This window comes from Microbulbifer mixtoriginis (SeqCode), assembly GCF_052466695.1.
Window position 1 is genome coordinate 2501 of sequence record NZ_CP174285.1, and the last position, 17628, is coordinate 20128.

Annotated in this window: 10 protein-coding genes, 2 rRNA genes, 1 pseudogene and 1 riboswitch (1 of these 14 running past the window's edge); of the genes and pseudogenes, 10 read left to right on the forward strand and 3 right to left on the reverse strand. The window is 48.2% G+C overall.

Features of this window, described 5'->3' with window-relative positions:
* The 3 genes from ACJJI0_RS00020 to ACJJI0_RS00030 all read left to right on the forward strand — a co-directional run.
* Window positions 1–2861, forward strand: a 23S ribosomal RNA gene (locus ACJJI0_RS00020); it begins 20 nt to the left of the window's first position.
* Window positions 2862–3064: 203 nt separating this feature from the next.
* Window positions 3065–3180 (forward strand): 5S ribosomal RNA (rrf, locus tag ACJJI0_RS00025).
* A gap of 721 nt (window positions 3181–3901) precedes the next feature.
* Complete coding sequence (locus ACJJI0_RS00030; RefSeq protein WP_444884138.1) at window positions 3902–6103, forward strand: Ig-like domain-containing protein; 2202 nt, start codon at window positions 3902–3904, stop codon at window positions 6101–6103.
* A gap of 427 nt (window positions 6104–6530) precedes the next feature.
* On the opposite strand, the pseudogene ACJJI0_RS00035 reads toward ACJJI0_RS00030, so the two are convergent.
* Together ACJJI0_RS00035 and ACJJI0_RS00040 are read right to left on the reverse strand one after the other, a co-directional pair.
* A pseudogene (locus tag ACJJI0_RS00035) lies at window positions 6531–6794 on the reverse strand (thiamine pyrophosphate-dependent enzyme).
* Window positions 6795–7085: 291 nt separating this feature from the next.
* Entirely contained in the window at window positions 7086–7280 is a 195-nt protein-coding gene (locus ACJJI0_RS00040; protein WP_444885896.1) for a hypothetical protein, read from the reverse strand.
* A 749-nt stretch (window positions 7281–8029) separates the two neighbouring features.
* Between ACJJI0_RS00040 and ACJJI0_RS00045 the strand changes: the two genes are divergently transcribed.
* Window positions 8030–9598, forward strand: coding sequence for a thioredoxin domain-containing protein (locus tag ACJJI0_RS00045; RefSeq protein ID WP_444884139.1), 1569 nt, complete (start codon window positions 8030–8032; stop codon window positions 9596–9598).
* 78 nt (window positions 9599–9676) lie between these two features.
* Here ACJJI0_RS00045 and ACJJI0_RS00050 read toward each other — a convergent pair whose 3' ends face one another.
* The gene (locus ACJJI0_RS00050; RefSeq protein WP_444884140.1) at window positions 9677–10603 is read right to left on the reverse strand and encodes an SGNH/GDSL hydrolase family protein; all 927 of its coding nucleotides are present in this window, start codon (window positions 10601–10603) and stop codon (window positions 9677–9679) included.
* A 273-nt stretch (window positions 10604–10876) separates the two neighbouring features.
* Window positions 10877–10975, forward strand: a riboswitch (TPP riboswitch).
* A gap of 85 nt (window positions 10976–11060) precedes the next feature.
* Between ACJJI0_RS00050 and thiC the strand changes: the two genes are divergently transcribed.
* The 6 genes from thiC (at window position 11061) to ACJJI0_RS00080 (ending at window position 17467) form a co-directional block, all read left to right on the forward strand.
* Complete coding sequence (thiC, locus tag ACJJI0_RS00055) at window positions 11061–12971, forward strand: phosphomethylpyrimidine synthase ThiC (RefSeq protein WP_444884141.1); 1911 nt, start codon at window positions 11061–11063, stop codon at window positions 12969–12971.
* Window positions 12972–13077: 106 nt separating this feature from the next.
* Window positions 13078–14154: a glycine oxidase ThiO gene (gene thiO / locus ACJJI0_RS00060; protein ID WP_252082747.1), complete on the forward strand. Its 1077-nt coding sequence runs from the start codon at window positions 13078–13080 to the stop codon at window positions 14152–14154.
* On the forward strand, window positions 14154–14354 hold the full coding sequence (thiS, locus tag ACJJI0_RS00065) for a sulfur carrier protein ThiS (protein WP_108734077.1): 201 nt from the start codon (window positions 14154–14156) through the stop codon (window positions 14352–14354). The genes thiO and thiS overlap by 1 nt, the downstream gene beginning before the upstream one ends.
* 2 nt (window positions 14355–14356) lie before the next feature.
* On the forward strand, window positions 14357–15163 hold the full coding sequence (locus ACJJI0_RS00070; RefSeq protein ID WP_252082745.1) for a thiazole synthase: 807 nt from the start codon (window positions 14357–14359) through the stop codon (window positions 15161–15163).
* A 7-nt stretch (window positions 15164–15170) separates the two neighbouring features.
* Window positions 15171–16724, forward strand: a complete 1554-nt coding sequence (thiE, locus tag ACJJI0_RS00075; RefSeq protein WP_444884142.1) for a thiamine phosphate synthase — start codon at window positions 15171–15173, stop codon at window positions 16722–16724.
* Window positions 16718–17467 carry a HesA/MoeB/ThiF family protein gene (locus ACJJI0_RS00080; protein WP_444884143.1) on the forward strand — a complete coding sequence of 250 codons (750 nt, stop codon included), beginning with the start codon at window positions 16718–16720 and terminating at the stop codon, window positions 17465–17467. Before thiE ends, ACJJI0_RS00080 begins: the two co-directional genes overlap by 7 nt.
* Window positions 17468–17628 lie beyond the last annotated feature (161 nt).

Sequence of the window (17628 nt, forward strand, 5' to 3'; positions counted from 1 at the left end):
ACGGTGGATGCCTTGGCAGCTGGAGGCGATGAAGGACGTAGGAGCCTGCGAAAAGTCTAGGGGAGCTGGCACACAAGCTTTGATCCTAGAATGTCCGAATGGGGAAACCCACCTGTTTTACAGGTATCCATAACTGAATACATAGGTTATGGAGGCGAACCCGGGGAACTGAAACATCTAAGTACCCGGAGGAAAAGAAATCAACCGAGATTCCCTGAGTAGCGGCGAGCGAAAGGGGATTAGCCCTTAAGCTCTTTATGTTTTAGTGGAAGGTTCTGGAAAGTACCGCGATACAGGGTGATAGCCCCGTACACGAAAAGGCATTTAGAGTGAAATCGAGTAGGTCGGGACACGTGTTATCTTGACTGAATATGGGGGGACCATCCTCCAAGGCTAAATACTCCCAGCTGACCGATAGTGAACCAGTACCGTGAGGGAAAGGCGAAAAGAACCCCGGAGAGGGGAGTGAAATAGAACCTGAAACCGTATACGTACAAGCAGTAGGAGCCCTTCGGGGTGACTGCGTACCTTTTGTATAATGGGTCAGCGACTTATTGTCTGTAGCAAGGTTAACCGCTTAGGGGAGCCGTAGAGAAATCGAGTCTTAATAGGGCGTTTAGTTGCAGGCAATAGACCCGAAACCCGGCGATCTATCCATGGGCAGGTTGAAGGTTGAGTAACATCAACTGGAGGACCGAACCCACTAATGTTGAAAAATTAGGGGATGACCTGTGGATCGGAGTGAAAGGCTAATCAAGCCGGGAGATAGCTGGTTCTCCTCGAAAGCTATTTAGGTAGCGCCTCGCGTCTCACCCTCGGGGGTAGAGCACTGTTTGGGCTAGGGGGTCATCCCGACTTACCAACCCCATGCAAACTCCGAATACCGAGGAGTGCAATCGCGGGAGACACACGGCGGGTGCTAACGTCCGTCGTGGAAAGGGAAACAACCCAGACCGCCAGCTAAGGTCCCAAATACCAGTTAAGTGGGAAACGATGTGGGAAGGCCCAGACAGCTAGGAGGTTGGCTTAGAAGCAGCCATCCTTTAAAGAAAGCGTAATAGCTCACTAGTCGAGTCGGCCTGCGCGGAAGATATACCGGGGCTAAAACTGGTAACCGAAGCTGCGGATGCTCTTAGGAGCATGGTAGAGGAGCGTTGTGTAAGCCGTTGAAGGTGGATCGGGAGGTCTGCTGGAGGTATCACAAGTGCGAATGCTGACATGAGTAACGACAAGGGAGGTGAAAAACCTCCCCGCCGGAAGACCAAGGGTTCCTGTCCAACGCTAATCGGGACAGGGTTAGTCGACCCCTAAGGCGAGGGCGAAAGCCGTAGTCGATGGGAAACAGGTTAATATTCCTGTACTCGCTATTGCTGCGACGGAGTGACGGAGAAGGCTAGGCCAGCATGGCGATTGGTTGTCCATGTTTAAGGTTGTAGGCTGGGGACTTAGGCAAATCCGGGTCCCTAAGGCTGAGAACTGATGACGAAGCCCACTTGTGGGTGAAGTGGTTGATGCCCTGCTTCCAGGAAAAACTTCTAAGCTTCAGGCAATAGTGAATCGTACTCTAAACCGACACAGGTGGTCAGGTAGAGAATACCAAGGCGCTTGAGAGAACTCTGGTGAAGGAACTAGGCAAAATGGTACCGTAACTTCGGGAGAAGGTACGCCGGTTTTGGTGATGGGACTTGCTCCCTAAGCTGAGGCCGGTCGAAGTGACCAGGTGGCTGCGACTGTTTATTAAAAACATAGCACTCTGCAAACTCGTAAGAGGACGTATAGGGTGTGACGCCTGCCCGGTGCCGGAAGGTTAATTGATGGGGTTAGCTTCGGCGAAGCTCTTGATCGAAGCCCCGGTAAACGGCGGCCGTAACTATAACGGTCCTAAGGTAGCGAAATTCCTTGTCGGGTAAGTTCCGACCTGCACGAATGGCGTAACGATGGCCACGCTGTCTCCACCAGAGACTCAGTGAAATTGAAATCGCTGTTAAGATGCAGTGTACCCGCGGCTAGACGGAAAGACCCCGTGAACCTTTACTACAGCTTTGCACTGAACTTTGAGCCTACTTGTGTAGGATAGGTGGGAGGCTTTGAAGCAGTAACGCTAGTTACTGTGGAGCCGTCCTTGAAATACCACCCTGGTATGTTTGAGGTTCTAACTCTGGTCCGTTATCCGGATCGAGGACAGTGTATGGTGGGTAGTTTGACTGGGGCGGTCTCCTCCCAAAGAGTAACGGAGGAGTACGAAGGTGCACTCAGCATGGTCGGAAATCATGCAATGAGCATAATGGTATAAGTGCGCTTGACTGCGAGACAGACATGTCGAGCAGGTACGAAAGTAGGTCATAGTGATCCGGTGGTTCTGTATGGAAGGGCCATCGCTCAACGGATAAAAGGTACTCCGGGGATAACAGGCTGATACCGCCCAAGAGTTCACATCGACGGCGGTGTTTGGCACCTCGATGTCGGCTCATCACATCCTGGGGCTGAAGCCGGTCCCAAGGGTATGGCTGTTCGCCATTTAAAGTGGTACGCGAGCTGGGTTTAGAACGTCGTGAGACAGTTCGGTCCCTATCTGCCGTGGGCGTTGGAAATTTGAGAAGAGTTGCTCCTAGTACGAGAGGACCGGAGTGAACGAACCTCTGGTGTTCGGGTTGTCACGCCAGTGGCATTGCCCGGTAGCTATGTTCGGACGGGATAACCGCTGAAAGCATCTAAGCGGGAAGCCTCCTTCAAGATTAGATTTCCCTGACTCCTTGAGAGTCCTAAAGGGCCGTGGAAGACTACCACGTTGATAGGCTGGGTGTGGAAGCGTTGTGAGGCGTTGAGCTAACCAGTACTAATTGCCCGTGCGGCTTGACCATACAACAGAGATGGTTACTAACGACTAGCTAAGCTAGCGGATTGTGGAATGAAAGACACACAATGATCGCTTGCGGTGTATTACTACAGATTGTTTTACCGACTTATTTGGGGTTATCGCCGGTCACCAGACCGAGGCAAACAGCGATAACACGGCAGGCCAAGCAGATTGCTTATAAGACCAACGCCAACCCAAGCCAGTTTGCCTGACGACAATAGAGTTGTGGAACCACCTGATCCCTTGCCGAACTCAGAAGTGAAACGCAACATCGCCGATGGTAGTGTGGGGCTTCCCCATGTGAGAGTAGGTCATCGTCAGGCTTCTAATCCGAAAAGGGCCACCCAATAGGGTGGCCCTTTTTTTATGTGTAAAAATATTTACAGAAAAAGATAAGATGGGCTGAAGAAAATTGAGTTCTTAATTTGCTTGGTCAATCTTCTGGTTCAAGCTAGCAATACTTCAAATTAAAACTTAAATCCGGCATTGATCATCAATCTGAACTTGATTTTGTTTTCCATGACAATAACAAAGGGTTCGACTGCTAAGCAGGCGGGCTTTTTTTGGGTATGAAAGAAATATCAGCGAATTGCGATTGGGAATTAAAAATAAAGAAGGGGAGATTAAAAGCTTCTGCCAAATTTATTCTCTCAATAATGTTGCTGGATAATCAATGAAGCTTTCTTTGTCCTTTGTTTATGCTGAAGTAATAACTTGAGCTTGGTGTTTTTATAAGAAATTATTTGATCTAAATCTCATCTTGGCCTCATTTTTGTGAGACAGTCGTACAACATAGGCATAAAGAACTTGATTTTAATATAGCGATTCAGGATAGTCGCCCGTTGCCTTTTCTTGTGGGTTGAAGGGTTTTTATCTGCTCTTATACGCAACACGATAGAGGCACGTTAAGGCTTCTCACTTGTATGAGTGGTCGATGATAGCTAAAGACGTATTCAGCCGTGTCGGGGAAGACTATACATACCCAGTTTGGGCAGTGATGGCTGTTGCTGCCATTGGGCGCTAAAGATATTGAAGGATAGTTAGATGCACATTCTTACGCTGTACCAATCAATTTCGCGATGGTTTCTATTGCTGGCCATTGCAGTTTCACTAGCCGCCTGTGGTGGTGGTAGTGGTGGTAGCGATGACGGGGCTTCTTCCCCGGATCCAACTTCACCAGAAACAGACTCCTCTTATAGCATTACTGTAGAGCTACGTGACTTAGGTACGGATGAGTTGGTTGAAAACCCCAATCCAGAAGAACCTGTACGCGTCCATGTGACGGTAAAGAGTGACAATGGTGATCCTATTGCCTCAGATAACATAACCGTCACAACAACCTTGGGTGAGTTAAGTCCTAAAAGCGGAATAGTTAAGACCAATGACAGTGGTGTTGCCACTCTGGAACTGGATGTTGAAGGGCAGCAAATTGGCAGCGCTGGAGAGATTGTTGTTGCCTACGATAGCGTTAGTACAGACCAGGCACCCTACTCGCCACTACGATTTAGTATCGAAGAGCCTGCTTTGAAGCTTGGTTATTTGGATAATAATCAGCAGTTTGTGTCGGGTGCGCTGGAGATTCTTGCTCAGAACCTATCTTCTAAGGGGACTACGCCAGTTAGTGTTTATGTACAAGGTCCTGACGGCAATCTTTATTCTAAGAGGATGCAAGTAGAATTTTCCAGCAATTGCAGCTTGAGCCAACCAGCAGTAGCTACTCTTGATTCTCCGGTTACCACAACGGAAGGTAAGGCAACCTCGACCTATACTGCCGAGGGCTGTGAAGGTCAGGACAGTATCACTGCAGCGTTAGCGGCTTACCCAAGTATTTCCGCCATTGGTCAACTTACTGTAATGCCTCCAGAGGTAGGCTCCATTGTGTTTGTGAGTTCTCAGCCTGAGGTAATTCATATTCAAGGCTCTGGGGGCTATGAGACCTCTACAGTAAGTTTTCAGGTCTTTAGTAAGGAAGGCCTACCAGTGAGTGGGGTTGAAGTTAACTTCTCTTTGAAGCAGGGGGATGGAACTGTAAATCTCGCAAGCAGTTCTGGAACGACCAATGCAGAGGGTGAAGTGAGCACCGTGGTTTCTTCGGGAAATGTAGCTACATCAGTTCGCGTGATGGGCTCACTTACTGATGAAAACGGAGCGTTTTTTAGTGCCGTATCTAGTGATCTGGTGGTCTCAACTGCGATCCTTGATCAGGATTCATTTTCTTTGTCTGCAAGCACCTCGAACCCGGGAGGAGACCGCGTTGATGGTGTAACAACGGAACTCACTATTAGGGTTGCAGATAAAAACAATACTCGTGCGGATGGTACCGCAGTATCCTTTACAACAGAGTACGGACGTATTGAAGGATACTGTACTACCGTAGATGGAAATTGTTCCGTAGTTTGGAATAGTCAGAGCCCCCGTGGATCTCATGATAAGGTTCGAACAATTGAGAATACGAGATGTCTTGCCACCGGCCTTATGAATGCCCCCTGTCCGCTAACTGATGATTATCCAGGTGGCCTAGGACAGCCCTATGGTGGACGATCTACTATCCTGGCCTATGCCTTGGGACAGGAGTCTTTCACTGATGCGAATGGTAATGGGCTGTTTGATACTGGCGAGGCGTTTGTAGATTTACCGGAAGCATTTTTAGATCACAATGAGGATGGCGCTTTTGGTAACTCCAAAACTGTTGGGAGTTGCTACCCTGATTGTCCTGAAGCAGGCGGTGATGAGGATTTGCTTATCCCATTGAATAATAATGAGCGTTACGATGGAGGTAATGGTATTTATAACGGCCTTAACTGTTCTGCGGCGGCCGAAACAGAGGGAACCTGTTCTAAAGAGCTAGTTCATGTACGTGCAGAGCGGGTAATCCAGGTCGCGGGAGAGGAGCCCTATGGAATATTTGCTACGGATGAGGGTTTCTTTGACGAACCTAGCATCGATGTTTCTGTAGGTGGTTCTAAAACATTTGGCTTCTATCTATCTGATATCTATAACGGTCCCTTGCCTTTTGGTACGAAGGTAGAAATTGAGTCAGACAAATGCGAGGTGGAGCCAGAGGTAGCTGCGGTGGCAAATACTTCAGACTATGGACCAAGTCAGGTCCCTATCACGATCAATGTTCCGGATGATGCAGAGAGAGGCTCTGAATATGTAAAAGTTAGAGTCACTGTCCCGGCTGCTGAAGGAAGCTCTGGTAATGACATTACTAGGTCCTGGCAGTTTAAATGCACTATTAATTAGTTCAGCTCGTCTCGAGAAAGGGTTGAGCGCTAAAACTAATTTTGACACCAACCGGGCCACATAAGTGGCCCGTTTTTTTCACTAGTAAATTTCAGGCCCGTAGAGACCGATGTTTTATTTTTTGTAGTGAGTGGCCTGAATAGATACTTTTGCGGTTTGGATAATGATTAGAAAGCTTGGGTCCTCTAGAGAGTACTGTAAATGAGTAAAAGTATAATCAATCCTTTCTGCCGTGTTTGTGAATATCTTATAAGTTAAAAGCTATAACTCAGAAATATTTTACGAATACACTCAACTGTTACGTTAATTTTTCATTCTCAGGGTTATCCATAGGATGGATGACCACATAAACTGCACATGCAGCCAGGACAATAGTTTAGTGCAGGAAGTTGACATGTCTGTGAGGGTTGAACTCTAAATCTATTTTCTACTTGATCAGCCCATAACTGCTAACGGCAGTAATTAAGATGGCAAATGGGATAATTTTACGAACTGCAGTTTCAGTTCCTTGAGAATTCATCATAAAGCTGCCATCACCCATCACCCATCACCCATCACCCATCGCCGACAGTGCTCTACGCTCGGGGTAGGCCAGTTTGATATCAATAGCACCAGGTAGGACAAAGGCCATGGTGGTAGGCCCACTAGGAATTAGGACGGCTGGGTATAGGGACGTGATCCATATTTTCACTACGCCAGTGTCTGAAAGTACAATACCATCTGCTTGCAGCGTATTCTTAAATGTCTGCGACCACCGTTTGGGATTTTATTGGATAAGCATTGGAGACTTTGCCATTGTTAATTTATCTGAAAAGAAGTTTTTGCATTTTGTAATCTTCGCTGACCAGACTTGGCTTTTGTATATTTGCTCAACTTTTGTAAAGAAAGGGGGTGTTGGCTTCTATACCATGGCTAATGTTAAAGTAGGTGTCAGCATCTGCTGGGGAATTATGGATATAGATAATTTTTTCTGCACTTGGGTTTATACGAAATAGGGCATCTCCTGCAGCTCATAGTCAACAAAGATAACAGCATCGGTAGTATCAAATCCAAAATTGACATAGTCGTGAACTATAAAGTCCATAACTCCTAGTGAGTTTGGATGGTCCTCTGGTATTGTGCCTTTTTCAGGGAATGTACTGGCGACAGCCATATTTAGATCCTCGGAGAATTGAATCTAAGCATTTTAGGTGTTGGCTTGAACTGTTCCATGACCTACAAGGATAAGAGGTCTTTTGGTGCTGTTTAATATTTCCATCGAATTTTAGATGTTTGCGATTGGTGGGGTGGGATTTAGTATGGTGTCAACAAGCAGGGCCACTTATTATTAGGTGCCACCATATCTACAATGTCTTCGGGAACACACACAGATAATAGGCTCTTGGTTGATCTTCCTGTGAGGTTTTGAAAGCTGCACGTATGAGCTCGGAAGTGGATTCTGGATTTATCATCATTTTTGATGAGTTGGTGATGAGCCCAAGCATCTTTATTAGAGCAATATATTGATACGTTTCTTTATAAAGCCCGTCGATACCAGCTTTAGCACTGATGGGAACGAGAGGCGTGCTATCCGCTTACGTATCGGCGATTTCCACTGGCATATTAGTAGCTTCTGGTCCAAGTGTTCCATAGCAGACACCGGGGTTCCCAGTTGCCAGGCCATACATAACTGTCATAAATAAATTTGCAAGCTGGAATCTGGCCAGATTTTCAATAAATGTCGATCAGTTTGTAGATGTTATCTGAAGACGCTGACAGTGATGGCGTTTAACTTTACCGTCCTATTAGGTGCCGCGCCCTAAAGAAATTGTTGATGGATAAATGAATAAACATCTCAGTTTTAGGGTGATTTTGGCGCTTATTTTGTAATTATTAGGTCGTGGGCTAGGAGCTTGTTAGGATCGACATGGGAAATGGGGAATTATAGTGAAAAAAGTTAAATTACGATTCCGAATGATTTTACTAATGAGTTTTGCATTTGTTTTTTCTTCATGTGGAAAAGACGAAAGAAAGGCTGCGCTAAATGCTAAACTAGATGTCGACTCTGAAGTGGTGGCGCGTATTGGTCGTAATAATATTACATTACAGGATTTGGATAATGATTTACAGCTGGCTTTTTATGATATTGCAGAGCAAAAATATAATTTGCGTTTGGCTAGGCTGAATGCCTTGGTGAATGAAAAAGCTAATTTCAGCTCGAAGAGGGGTGATATAGAGATTTATCTGAAGTTGCCCGAGCCGCCACGAATTCAATTGCCCGAGAGTTCTAAATTTATTAGGGGTAATCAGGATGCTCCAGTCACCTTGGAGATGTATTGTTCTTTCCAATCTCCACATTGCAAAGCGATACAGCCTGTAATACGTCGTCTACTAGAGGTTTATAAGGGGTGGGTTCGTCAAACGCACTTTGATTTTCCGCTTAAATTTCATCGTGAAGGAATTCAAGCTGCATCTGCAGCGCGTTGTGCGGCGGTGCAGAATAAGTTTTGGGAGTATCACGATGCCTTGTATGTTCTAACTCCTGAGTTTGATAGTGATACTTACCTTCAGTTGGCCAAGCAATTGCAATTAGATATTCATCTTTTTGAAGATTGCTTATCCAGTGATAGCCCAAAAGATTCCGTAGTAGGGTCCCGGGATCGTGCACTAGATCTTGGTCTTAAAAATGTACCGGTCATTTTTATTAATGGGTTGTATCTGAAAGGGATGCGTAACTTTGAGCAGTATGCTTTTTGGGTGGATAAAGAACTGCAATCTATGGGGATAAAATCAAAAGAAAAGTATAGATGGAAGGATAGCGAAACGATTGATGATAGAAATTTGCCGACTACCAGATTGCCACTAATGTTACTGGGGGTTAGCGAATCAACTGTAGAAGGTAAGTCGAAAGCTTTGATTGCAGTAAAGGAAGCTACTGCGGAGTATTTCAGTGCAGGGCAAAAAATTTCAGACAATATTTTATTGTTGCGCATCCACTCTAATTTCGCAGTGATAGAGAGTAGAGGCGGACTGGAAAAGTTACCCTTAAAGGGGAGAGAGGGCGCTGAGGTTTTACTCACCTACACTCATGGACAAAGTGAGGAGTTGAAGCGACGTATAGAGCAGCCATTGGGCCCTGGAACCCGCAAGTTGATAGCCTCTTCTGGTGTGCTGACTCTAGGGCAGGCTTGGTTAAGTCGTCACTTGGAGCAGCGACAGGCTTTGGAGGCTAAGTTTACCGAGGCCGAATTGGAAGTTGAGGGACACCATTTGATGCGACTTGAAGGTGTCGCAGATAATGAGTTCTTCACTGCCTTGGGTTTTCAAGAAAATGATGTATTACTGAGAGTGAATGATAGTTGGGTACATAGCGGTCAAAATAAATTGTGGGATGCGCTTTCTAGTGGCCAGCTTATTGATGTGGTCTTTATGAGAAAGGGACTACCACAACGTATACAGTATGTAGTTGAAGAGTTTAGCTACTTTGAGAAAAATTCAAACACAGAAAGAGAATAGTTTAGGCTGTGAGATAAACTTGGGCACTCATGAAAGCTCTAGTCAGAGAGCCCAATGTTCACCGATTAGGGAAGTTATTTACTTATCGGGATTACCCTGCCAAAAGATATCGGCAACGATATTTTGGCCTTGTACACTGGGATGGAAACAGTCTCCACCACCCACATCGTCCTTTCCAAACTGGAAAGTCCCAGCATTTACCTCATCTTCACCAGTGTATTCCGCTATAACCTCAACACCATTAACACCATTGTAACTTTCGGCTTCTTCGGCAAGAATCTCGTTGTAACGCCGCTGGGCTGCAGTAATCGCATTATAGCGGGTGGTGAAGTCCTCTCCGTTCATGATACCGCCGTTGGTTGCAATTCGGCAGATACCAAATGTTGACCAAACGTTTTCACAGTCTACTCGGGAGTTTTCCGCCTGCTTTTCCAGGCCTGCTCCACGAAGATCCTGTACCCTAGGTACAGATCCGAGCAGAATGGTGGAGCCATTGGGAAGGCCGTCGACGAGTTTATCCAAGCCGGCTTGAACAGCTGAGCGCCATTCATTGTCGGTATATAGTGGGTTATTACAGTTGGCTGGATCGGCACAATCTCGGTTGCAGATGTCATTCCCGCCAAGAACGATTTCAACATGATCTGCCACATTGGTTTGTGCCAAAATGCGATCGGCCTGCACTGCAAAATTCTTATTACCTCCACGCATCTCGGCACCGGATTCAGCCGCTTTTTTATTTGCAGCGATATTGGGTGAAATAATTTTATATCTATCGTAAATACTTTCTACAGAATTATTGTCACCATCAAACCAAGAGTGTTCCGGTTGATCTCCACCCAGGAGGCAAAATAGGTCCCAAAAATACTTATTGCGTGTACAGTCTGCACCGAATGCCATGGTAATGCTGTCTCCTGCAGCGACAGATTTTGACGGGGCTGCCATCACTGATGGCAGCGACATAACACTTAAAAAAAAGACTGCTATAACTCCGTATCTTTTCCACATTGTGATTTCTCCCACACCGACTCTCGTCGTAGATAGTTATTGTTTTAAAGCTATATCGGTGAACCTGAGGAGTTTAGGTTGGTGGGTGAGAGGTGCTACTGCGAATACGCCAGACTATCCGGTCAGATTTTAATAAGTTGAAGCATGTTGAAATTCTGTCGTCGAGAACATTAAGTGATTTTGGTTTCACTTCAAATGATGGTTGTTGTCAGACCTAGATACGGCTCTTTGATAGACCACCTATTCATATTCGATGGCTTCCTCTATACTGCGCATTACTTGTCGGAGTGCCTGTGGGCTGAGATCGCTGTTGCGAGATCCGTTGAACCTGATCGGGGTAACCCCCGCGTAGGGAACAAGATCTGAAGTCGCCTGTTTTTTTACAGTTTGGCGTCTTTTCTCTTTGTAAGTGCCCTGGATGCTGCGACCTTTAAATTCCCAAGTTTTAAGGTTACGCATGTCTGAGATCATTGAACAATCCGGTAAAGCCGGAAAGTCCTCCCGCGCTGCCAGTCGCGATTCCGCTAAAGAATTTCTTGAGAATCTCACGGTTCAGTCTTTTCCCAATTCTCGCAAGGTGTTTTTGCCTGGTGAAACCCCTGGTATCCAGGTTGGCGCTCGCCAGATTTGTCTTGGGGATAGTGTGGTAGGTGGAGATGCCGATAATCCTATTCTAGAGCCCAACGCGCCTCTCACCGTATACGATACCTCCGGGCCATATTCAGAGCCCAATTTTAAAGTCGATGTACGCCAAGGTCTGCCCAAGCTACGCAAAGGCTGGATAGAGGCACGAGGAGATACTGAACAGCTGGATTCCCGCCAGGCGGCCTATAGTCAGCAGCGTATGGCGGCCCAGGGACTGGATCACATTCGCTTCGAAAAGCTTCCCAGTCCGCGCCGAGCCAAGCAGGGAAGTAATGTATCGCAAATGCACTATGCCCGCCGTGGCGTTATCACGCCGGAGATGGAGTTTGTCGCAGTCCGCGAAAATATGGGACGCGTAAAGTTAGCGGCGGAGATGAGTGAGAGTGAATACCAAAAAGCACGTGATGGTATTTACATCCCGGAACAAATCACGCCGGAATTTGTTCGTAGGGAAGTTGCAGAAGGACGCGCAATTATCCCAGCGAATATCAATCACCCGGAAGTGGAGCCGATGATTATCGGGCGCAACTTTCTGTGTAAGGTGAATGCAAATATCGGCAATTCCGCTGTGACCTCTTCCATTGAAGAGGAAGTGGAAAAACTGGTTTGGTCTACCAAGTGGGGGGCAGATACGGTAATGGATCTGTCTACCGGAGCCAATATCCACGAAACTCGCGAGTGGATTCTGCGCAACTCACCAGTCCCCATTGGTACCGTACCCATTTACCAAGCATTGGAAAAAGTAAATGGAATTGCTGAAGACCTCAACTGGGATGTTTTCCGAGATACCTTGATTGAGCAAGCGGAACAGGGAGTGGATTATTTCACTATTCATGCCGGTGTGCTCTTGCGCTATGTACCACTCACAGCCAAAAGAATGACCGGGATAGTGTCTCGTGGTGGTTCCATCATGGCGAAATGGTGTCTCGCTCATCACAAGGAGAATTTCCTCTATACCCACTTTGAGGAAATCTGCGAGATTATGAAAGCTTATGATGTGAGCTTTAGTCTTGGTGATGGCCTGCGTCCGGGCTCCATCGCCGATGCCAATGATGAAGCTCAGTTCGGTGAGCTGCATACGCTGGGTGAATTAACCGAAGTTGCCTGGAAGCACGATATACAGACCATGATCGAAGGCCCTGGCCATGTGGCTATCCATAAGATCAAAGAAAATATGGATGAGCAGTTGAAGCACTGCCACGGTGCCCCCTTCTATACTCTTGGCCCATTAACGACAGATATTGCTCCCGGTTACGACCACATCACTTCCGGCATCGGTGCAGCACTTATCGGCACTTATGGTTGTGCCATGCTCTGCTATGTGACACCGAAAGAGCACCTGGGCCTACCCAATAAAGAGGATGTTAAAGAGGGTCTGATGGCTTATAAGATTGCGGCCCATGCCGCAGACCTGGCCAAGGGGCATCCATGGGCACAGAAGCGCGATGACGCTCTGTCAAAAGCCCGCTTTGAATTTCGCTGGGAAGACCAATTCAATCTCGGTTTGGACCCGGAGCGCGCACGCTCTTATCACGATGAAACCCTGCCGAAGGAATCCGGCAAGGTAGCGCATTTCTGCTCCATGTGTGGGCCTAAATTCTGTTCTATGAAGATTACTCAGGACGTGCGTGATTACGCAGCCAAACAGGAGGCGGAACGCGGGATGGAAGAGATGGCAGTTAAATTTAAGGAAATGGGCAGCGAGATTTATCACAAGGGCTGATCGGGTGTTGGGGGAGGGTAACTCCCCCAGCATATTAGAAATACAGTGATGTAAAAGGAGCTTGCTATCGCTGGTATCCAATTGGAATTGTGAAGATAGGTAAGCTGTGTCAAACGAAACCAAAGCCAAAGTGGCTATTGCCGGTGGCGGCCTGTTGGGGCGATTACTCGCCTGGAGGCTCTGTCAGCTTGATGTAGATATTACCCTGTTTGAGGCCGGTAACTTATCGGAATCAAAAGGTGGAGCCTGTTGGACAGCTGCGGGAATGATCTCGCCTTTATCGGAGCTGGTACATAGTAATAAACACATTTATAGCCTGGGGTTAAAAAGCCTTGAGCTTTGGTCTGAGTGGGTCCGGCAGTTGGAGGAGCAGAGCGGGCAGGACGTGGAATACCGCCGAGCGGGCTCAGTCCTGGTGGCGCATGGCAAGGATAAAAGCGAGCTGCTGCAATTTCTGCGGGAACTACAGGGTAAGCTTGGCGAGTCTGCCAGGGGGCAGCTGGAGCCACTAGATAGCAATACTTTAGCGAAATTAGAGCCCTCCTTACATGGCTTTGAGCAGGGGCTTTACCTGCGGGGTGAGGCGGATATCAATAATCACCGCCTATTGCCTGCGTTACTCAGGGTGTTGCACCGAGGTGCTGTCACTCTGCGAGAGCACAGCAAGGTAAATTGCGAAGCCGGGTATATCTCTGTGAACTCGGAGCGCGAACAATTTGATTGCGTGATCGACTGCCGTGGTCTCGGTGCCAAGGGACAGATTGAAGGCTTGCGCGGCGTCCGTGGTGAGGTGATGGTGGTGGAATCCCGGGAAGTGGTTTTGCAGCGTCCAGTGCGCCTGCTCCACCCACGCTATAAGCTCTACGCTGTACCCCGTAGCGATGGACGCACCGTGATTGGTGCCACGGAAATTGAGAGCGAAGACCAGTCGCCCATTTCCGTGCGCTCCAGTATGGAATTGTCTTCTGCGCTTTACTCCCTCAACCCGGCTTTTGCCGAGGCTCGTATTGTTGAGACCCGCGTAAATTGTCGCCCCGCCACTATGGATAATATGCCTTATATCCACAGCGAGGATGGGCTGATTAGGGTGAATGGCCTTTACCGTCACGGTTATCTTTTAGCGCCGGCAGTCGTGGAGCAAGTGGAGAATCAAGTGGCACAACAACTGTTACAGGTGGCTTGATGCAGGTACTAATTAATGGGGAAACACAGAGCCTTGAATCCCCGCTAAAACTCTCTGCGCTTTTACAGCAGCTCGGCTATCGCGGAGAAACGTTTGCCGTTGCGATCAACGGTGGATTTATTCCCCGTACGGAATATAGCAATACACAGATAAATAACGGCGATAGCCTGGATATTGTTGCTCCGGTAGTGGGGGGGTAAAGGTGAGCGATCTATTAACACTTTACGGAAAAACATTTAACAGCCGGCTTTTGGTGGGCACCGCTCTGTATCCCTCCCCAGCGATTATGCGCGAATCCGTGCAAGCCTCAGCTTCGGAAATTATTACTTTGTCTCTTCGCCGGCAAAATCCGGCACAGCAGCAGGACAATCGATTTTGGGATTATATTCGCGAGTCCGGTTGTCAGTTGTTGCCCAATACCGCCGGTTGTAAATCGCCGCGAGAAGCGGTGGAGCTGGCAAAAATGTCCCAGGAAATTTTCCAGACCGATTGGCTCAAGCTGGAAGTGATTGGTGATGATTACAATTTGCAGCCAGACCCCTTTGGTCTGGTAGAAACTGCGCGGGAATTAATTCAGTTAGGCTTCAAGGTTTTGCCTTATTGCACAGATGACCTGGTTCTGTGTCGAAAACTTTTGGATGTGGGTTGCGAGGTATTAATGCCCTGGGGGGCTCCCATCGGTACTGGGCAGGGACTACTCAATAAATATAACCTGCAAACACTGCGCGAGCGCCTGAGTGATGTACCGCTTATTATTGACGCGGGAATCGGTGCGCCATCACAGGCGGCAGAAGCACTGGAGATGGGCTTTGATGCGGTGTTATTGAATACCGCGATTGCAAAAGCCCAGGATCCGGTACTGATGGCTAATGCTTTTAAACTGGCTGTGGAATCCGGGCGCGCCGCCTTTAATGCCGGCTTGATGCTCAGGCGTCAAACTGCCAGCCCCAGCACCCCCACCCTTGATATGCCTTTCTGGCAGCAGGCAGAGAGCATATTGCAGGATTAGTATTTTTATGCGCGATCAACTCCAATTGAAAAAGCCAATTGTCTGGACCATTGCCGGCAGTGACTCCGGCGGTGGCGCCGGCATTCAGGCGGACCTGCTGACTTTTGCCGACCTCGGCTGCTATGGTTGCAGTGCTATCACGGCCAATACTGCACAGAATACGGTGGAAGTTACTGCAATTAATGCAGTTTCCCTAGAGGTCTTGGGTTCTCAGTTACAGGCTTTACAGCGGGATCTATTTCCTGCCGCAATTAAAATCGGTCTGCTAGCGAATGCTGAACAAGTTGTTGCGGTGGCAGATTTCCTGCGCCAGCTGCAAGCGGTGCAGCCGGTTCCGGTTATTTACGACCCGGTTGCAGTTGCTACCAATGGAGCCGGGCTCACTGAAGGAAGTATTACCGCAACGGTGTTGGCTCAGTTGATGCCACAGTGTGATCTGGTCACTCCCAATTTACATGAATTGGAATGGCTTACCGGAGCCAGTGTCACGGGTGCGGAATCTATTGTGCAGGCTGCGCGTCAGTTGCACGCCCACGGCGGTACCGCAATTTTAGTTACCGGCGGCCATACGCAATTGCGTGCGGGAGAAGTTGCCGACTTACTGTGGGATGGTGGAAAAGCCGATTGGTTTATTGGCCGGGAAGTGTCCAGTACAGGCACACATGGCACTGGCTGCACCCTGTCCTCCGCTATTGCCGCTTGCCGCGCTTTGGGCTACCCGTTGAGAGATGCCTGCGTTGTGGGTAAAGCCTATGTTCAGCGGGGTTTGCGCCGGGGAAATAATGCACACATCGGCGCTGGTGCCGGCCCTGTAGGCCACTGTGGCTGGCCCCTGGATTTAATCGACTTCCCGGAGATTCTACTGCCCGGAGAAGAGCGTGCGTCGGATTATGGCTTTGATACTGTCCGACCTCTTGTTCGAGGGTTTGCTGAAACAGATACTCAAGCATTGGGCTTATATCCGGTTGTGGATACGGTGGAGTGGTTGCAGCGCCTGGCTGAGCTGGGGGTGCGTACTCTACAGTTGCGAATAAAGAATCCGGGTGGGGACCTGCGCGCACAGATTGAGCGTGCAGTGGCTATTGGCAGGACGTATAACCTGCGCCTGTTTATCAATGATTACTGGCAGTTGGCGATTGAGTGTGGCGCCTACGGTGTGCATTTGGGCCAGGAGGATTTGCAGGCTGCTGATCTGAGGGCAATTCAAGCGGCAGGATTGAAGCTGGGTATCAGTACTCATGGCTTCTATGAATTACTGTTGGCCTACCGTTATCGCCCCAGCTACTTGGCGATTGGTGCAATTTATGCGACCAACACCAAGGATATGTCGGATCAGTTGCAGGGCGTGCAGAAACTTGCGCGAATGGCAGCACTATTGCCCGATTATCCACTCGTGGCAATTGGTGGTATTAATATGCAACGGGCCAGTGAGGTTATCGCTAGCGGTGTTGGCAGTATCGCCGTGGTCAGCGCTATTACTAAAGCGGAAGATTACAAGCAGGCGGTTGCCGATTTTAATGTCCTGTTGAAAGGAAAGCATGCGGAAGTAGAGCCATGTTAAGTAGTAAGGAATTACAGCGTTACAGTCGCCAGATAATGTTGCCCCAAGTGGGTGAAGAGGGGCAGAAAAAGCTGTCTTCTGCGCGAATTATGATTGTTGGTTTAGGTGGGCTCGGCAGCCCGGCAGCGATGTATCTGGCCGCAGCCGGTATTGGAGAGCTGCACCTGGTAGACGGTGATCATATCGATCTCTCCAATTTACAGCGCCAGGTTTTGTACAAAACCAATCACCAGGGAAAATCCAAAGCCATGGTGGCTGCACAACAATTGGCTGCAGCCAATCCAACTATTCGCATTCACCCCCACAGCCAAATGGCGAATGAATCCTGGCTGGGTGAGCAGGTAAAACAGGTGGATCTGGTGTTGGACTGCACCGATAACCTGGAAATCCGCCATACGATCAACCGGGTTTGTTATCAGGCAAGGTGTCCGGTGGTAATGGCATCGGTGCAGGGGTTTTCCGGCCAGCTGATTAGTTTTGATTTTTCTGAAGGAAATGGCCCCTGTTATGCCTGCCTGTTTTCGCCCCAGGAGCTGGCTGAAGTGCAGAACTGCGCTACAGCAGGGGTGATCGGTCCTGCATTGGGGGTCGTTGGCAGTATGCAGGCTCTGGAGGCCATGAAGTACCTGATGGATTTGCCGGTATCGAGCTTGAATAAATTGCACTTAATCGAGACGGAAACCTTAGCTCTGCAAACTTTGCAGCTGCCGAGTCATAGTAATTGCCCGGTTTGTAATACCTAGCTAACTTTGTTTTCTCTTAAATTTTCCTTTCCGTAGATTGATACAGTGCTAGCACTATAAGTGTATGCATAACCAACATGTTTTATTTATTTTTTCTTTTTGGCGGATTAATTAACTTTTCAGTTTGGACACACAGTTGTTCCAGGGCAGGATACCGCTAG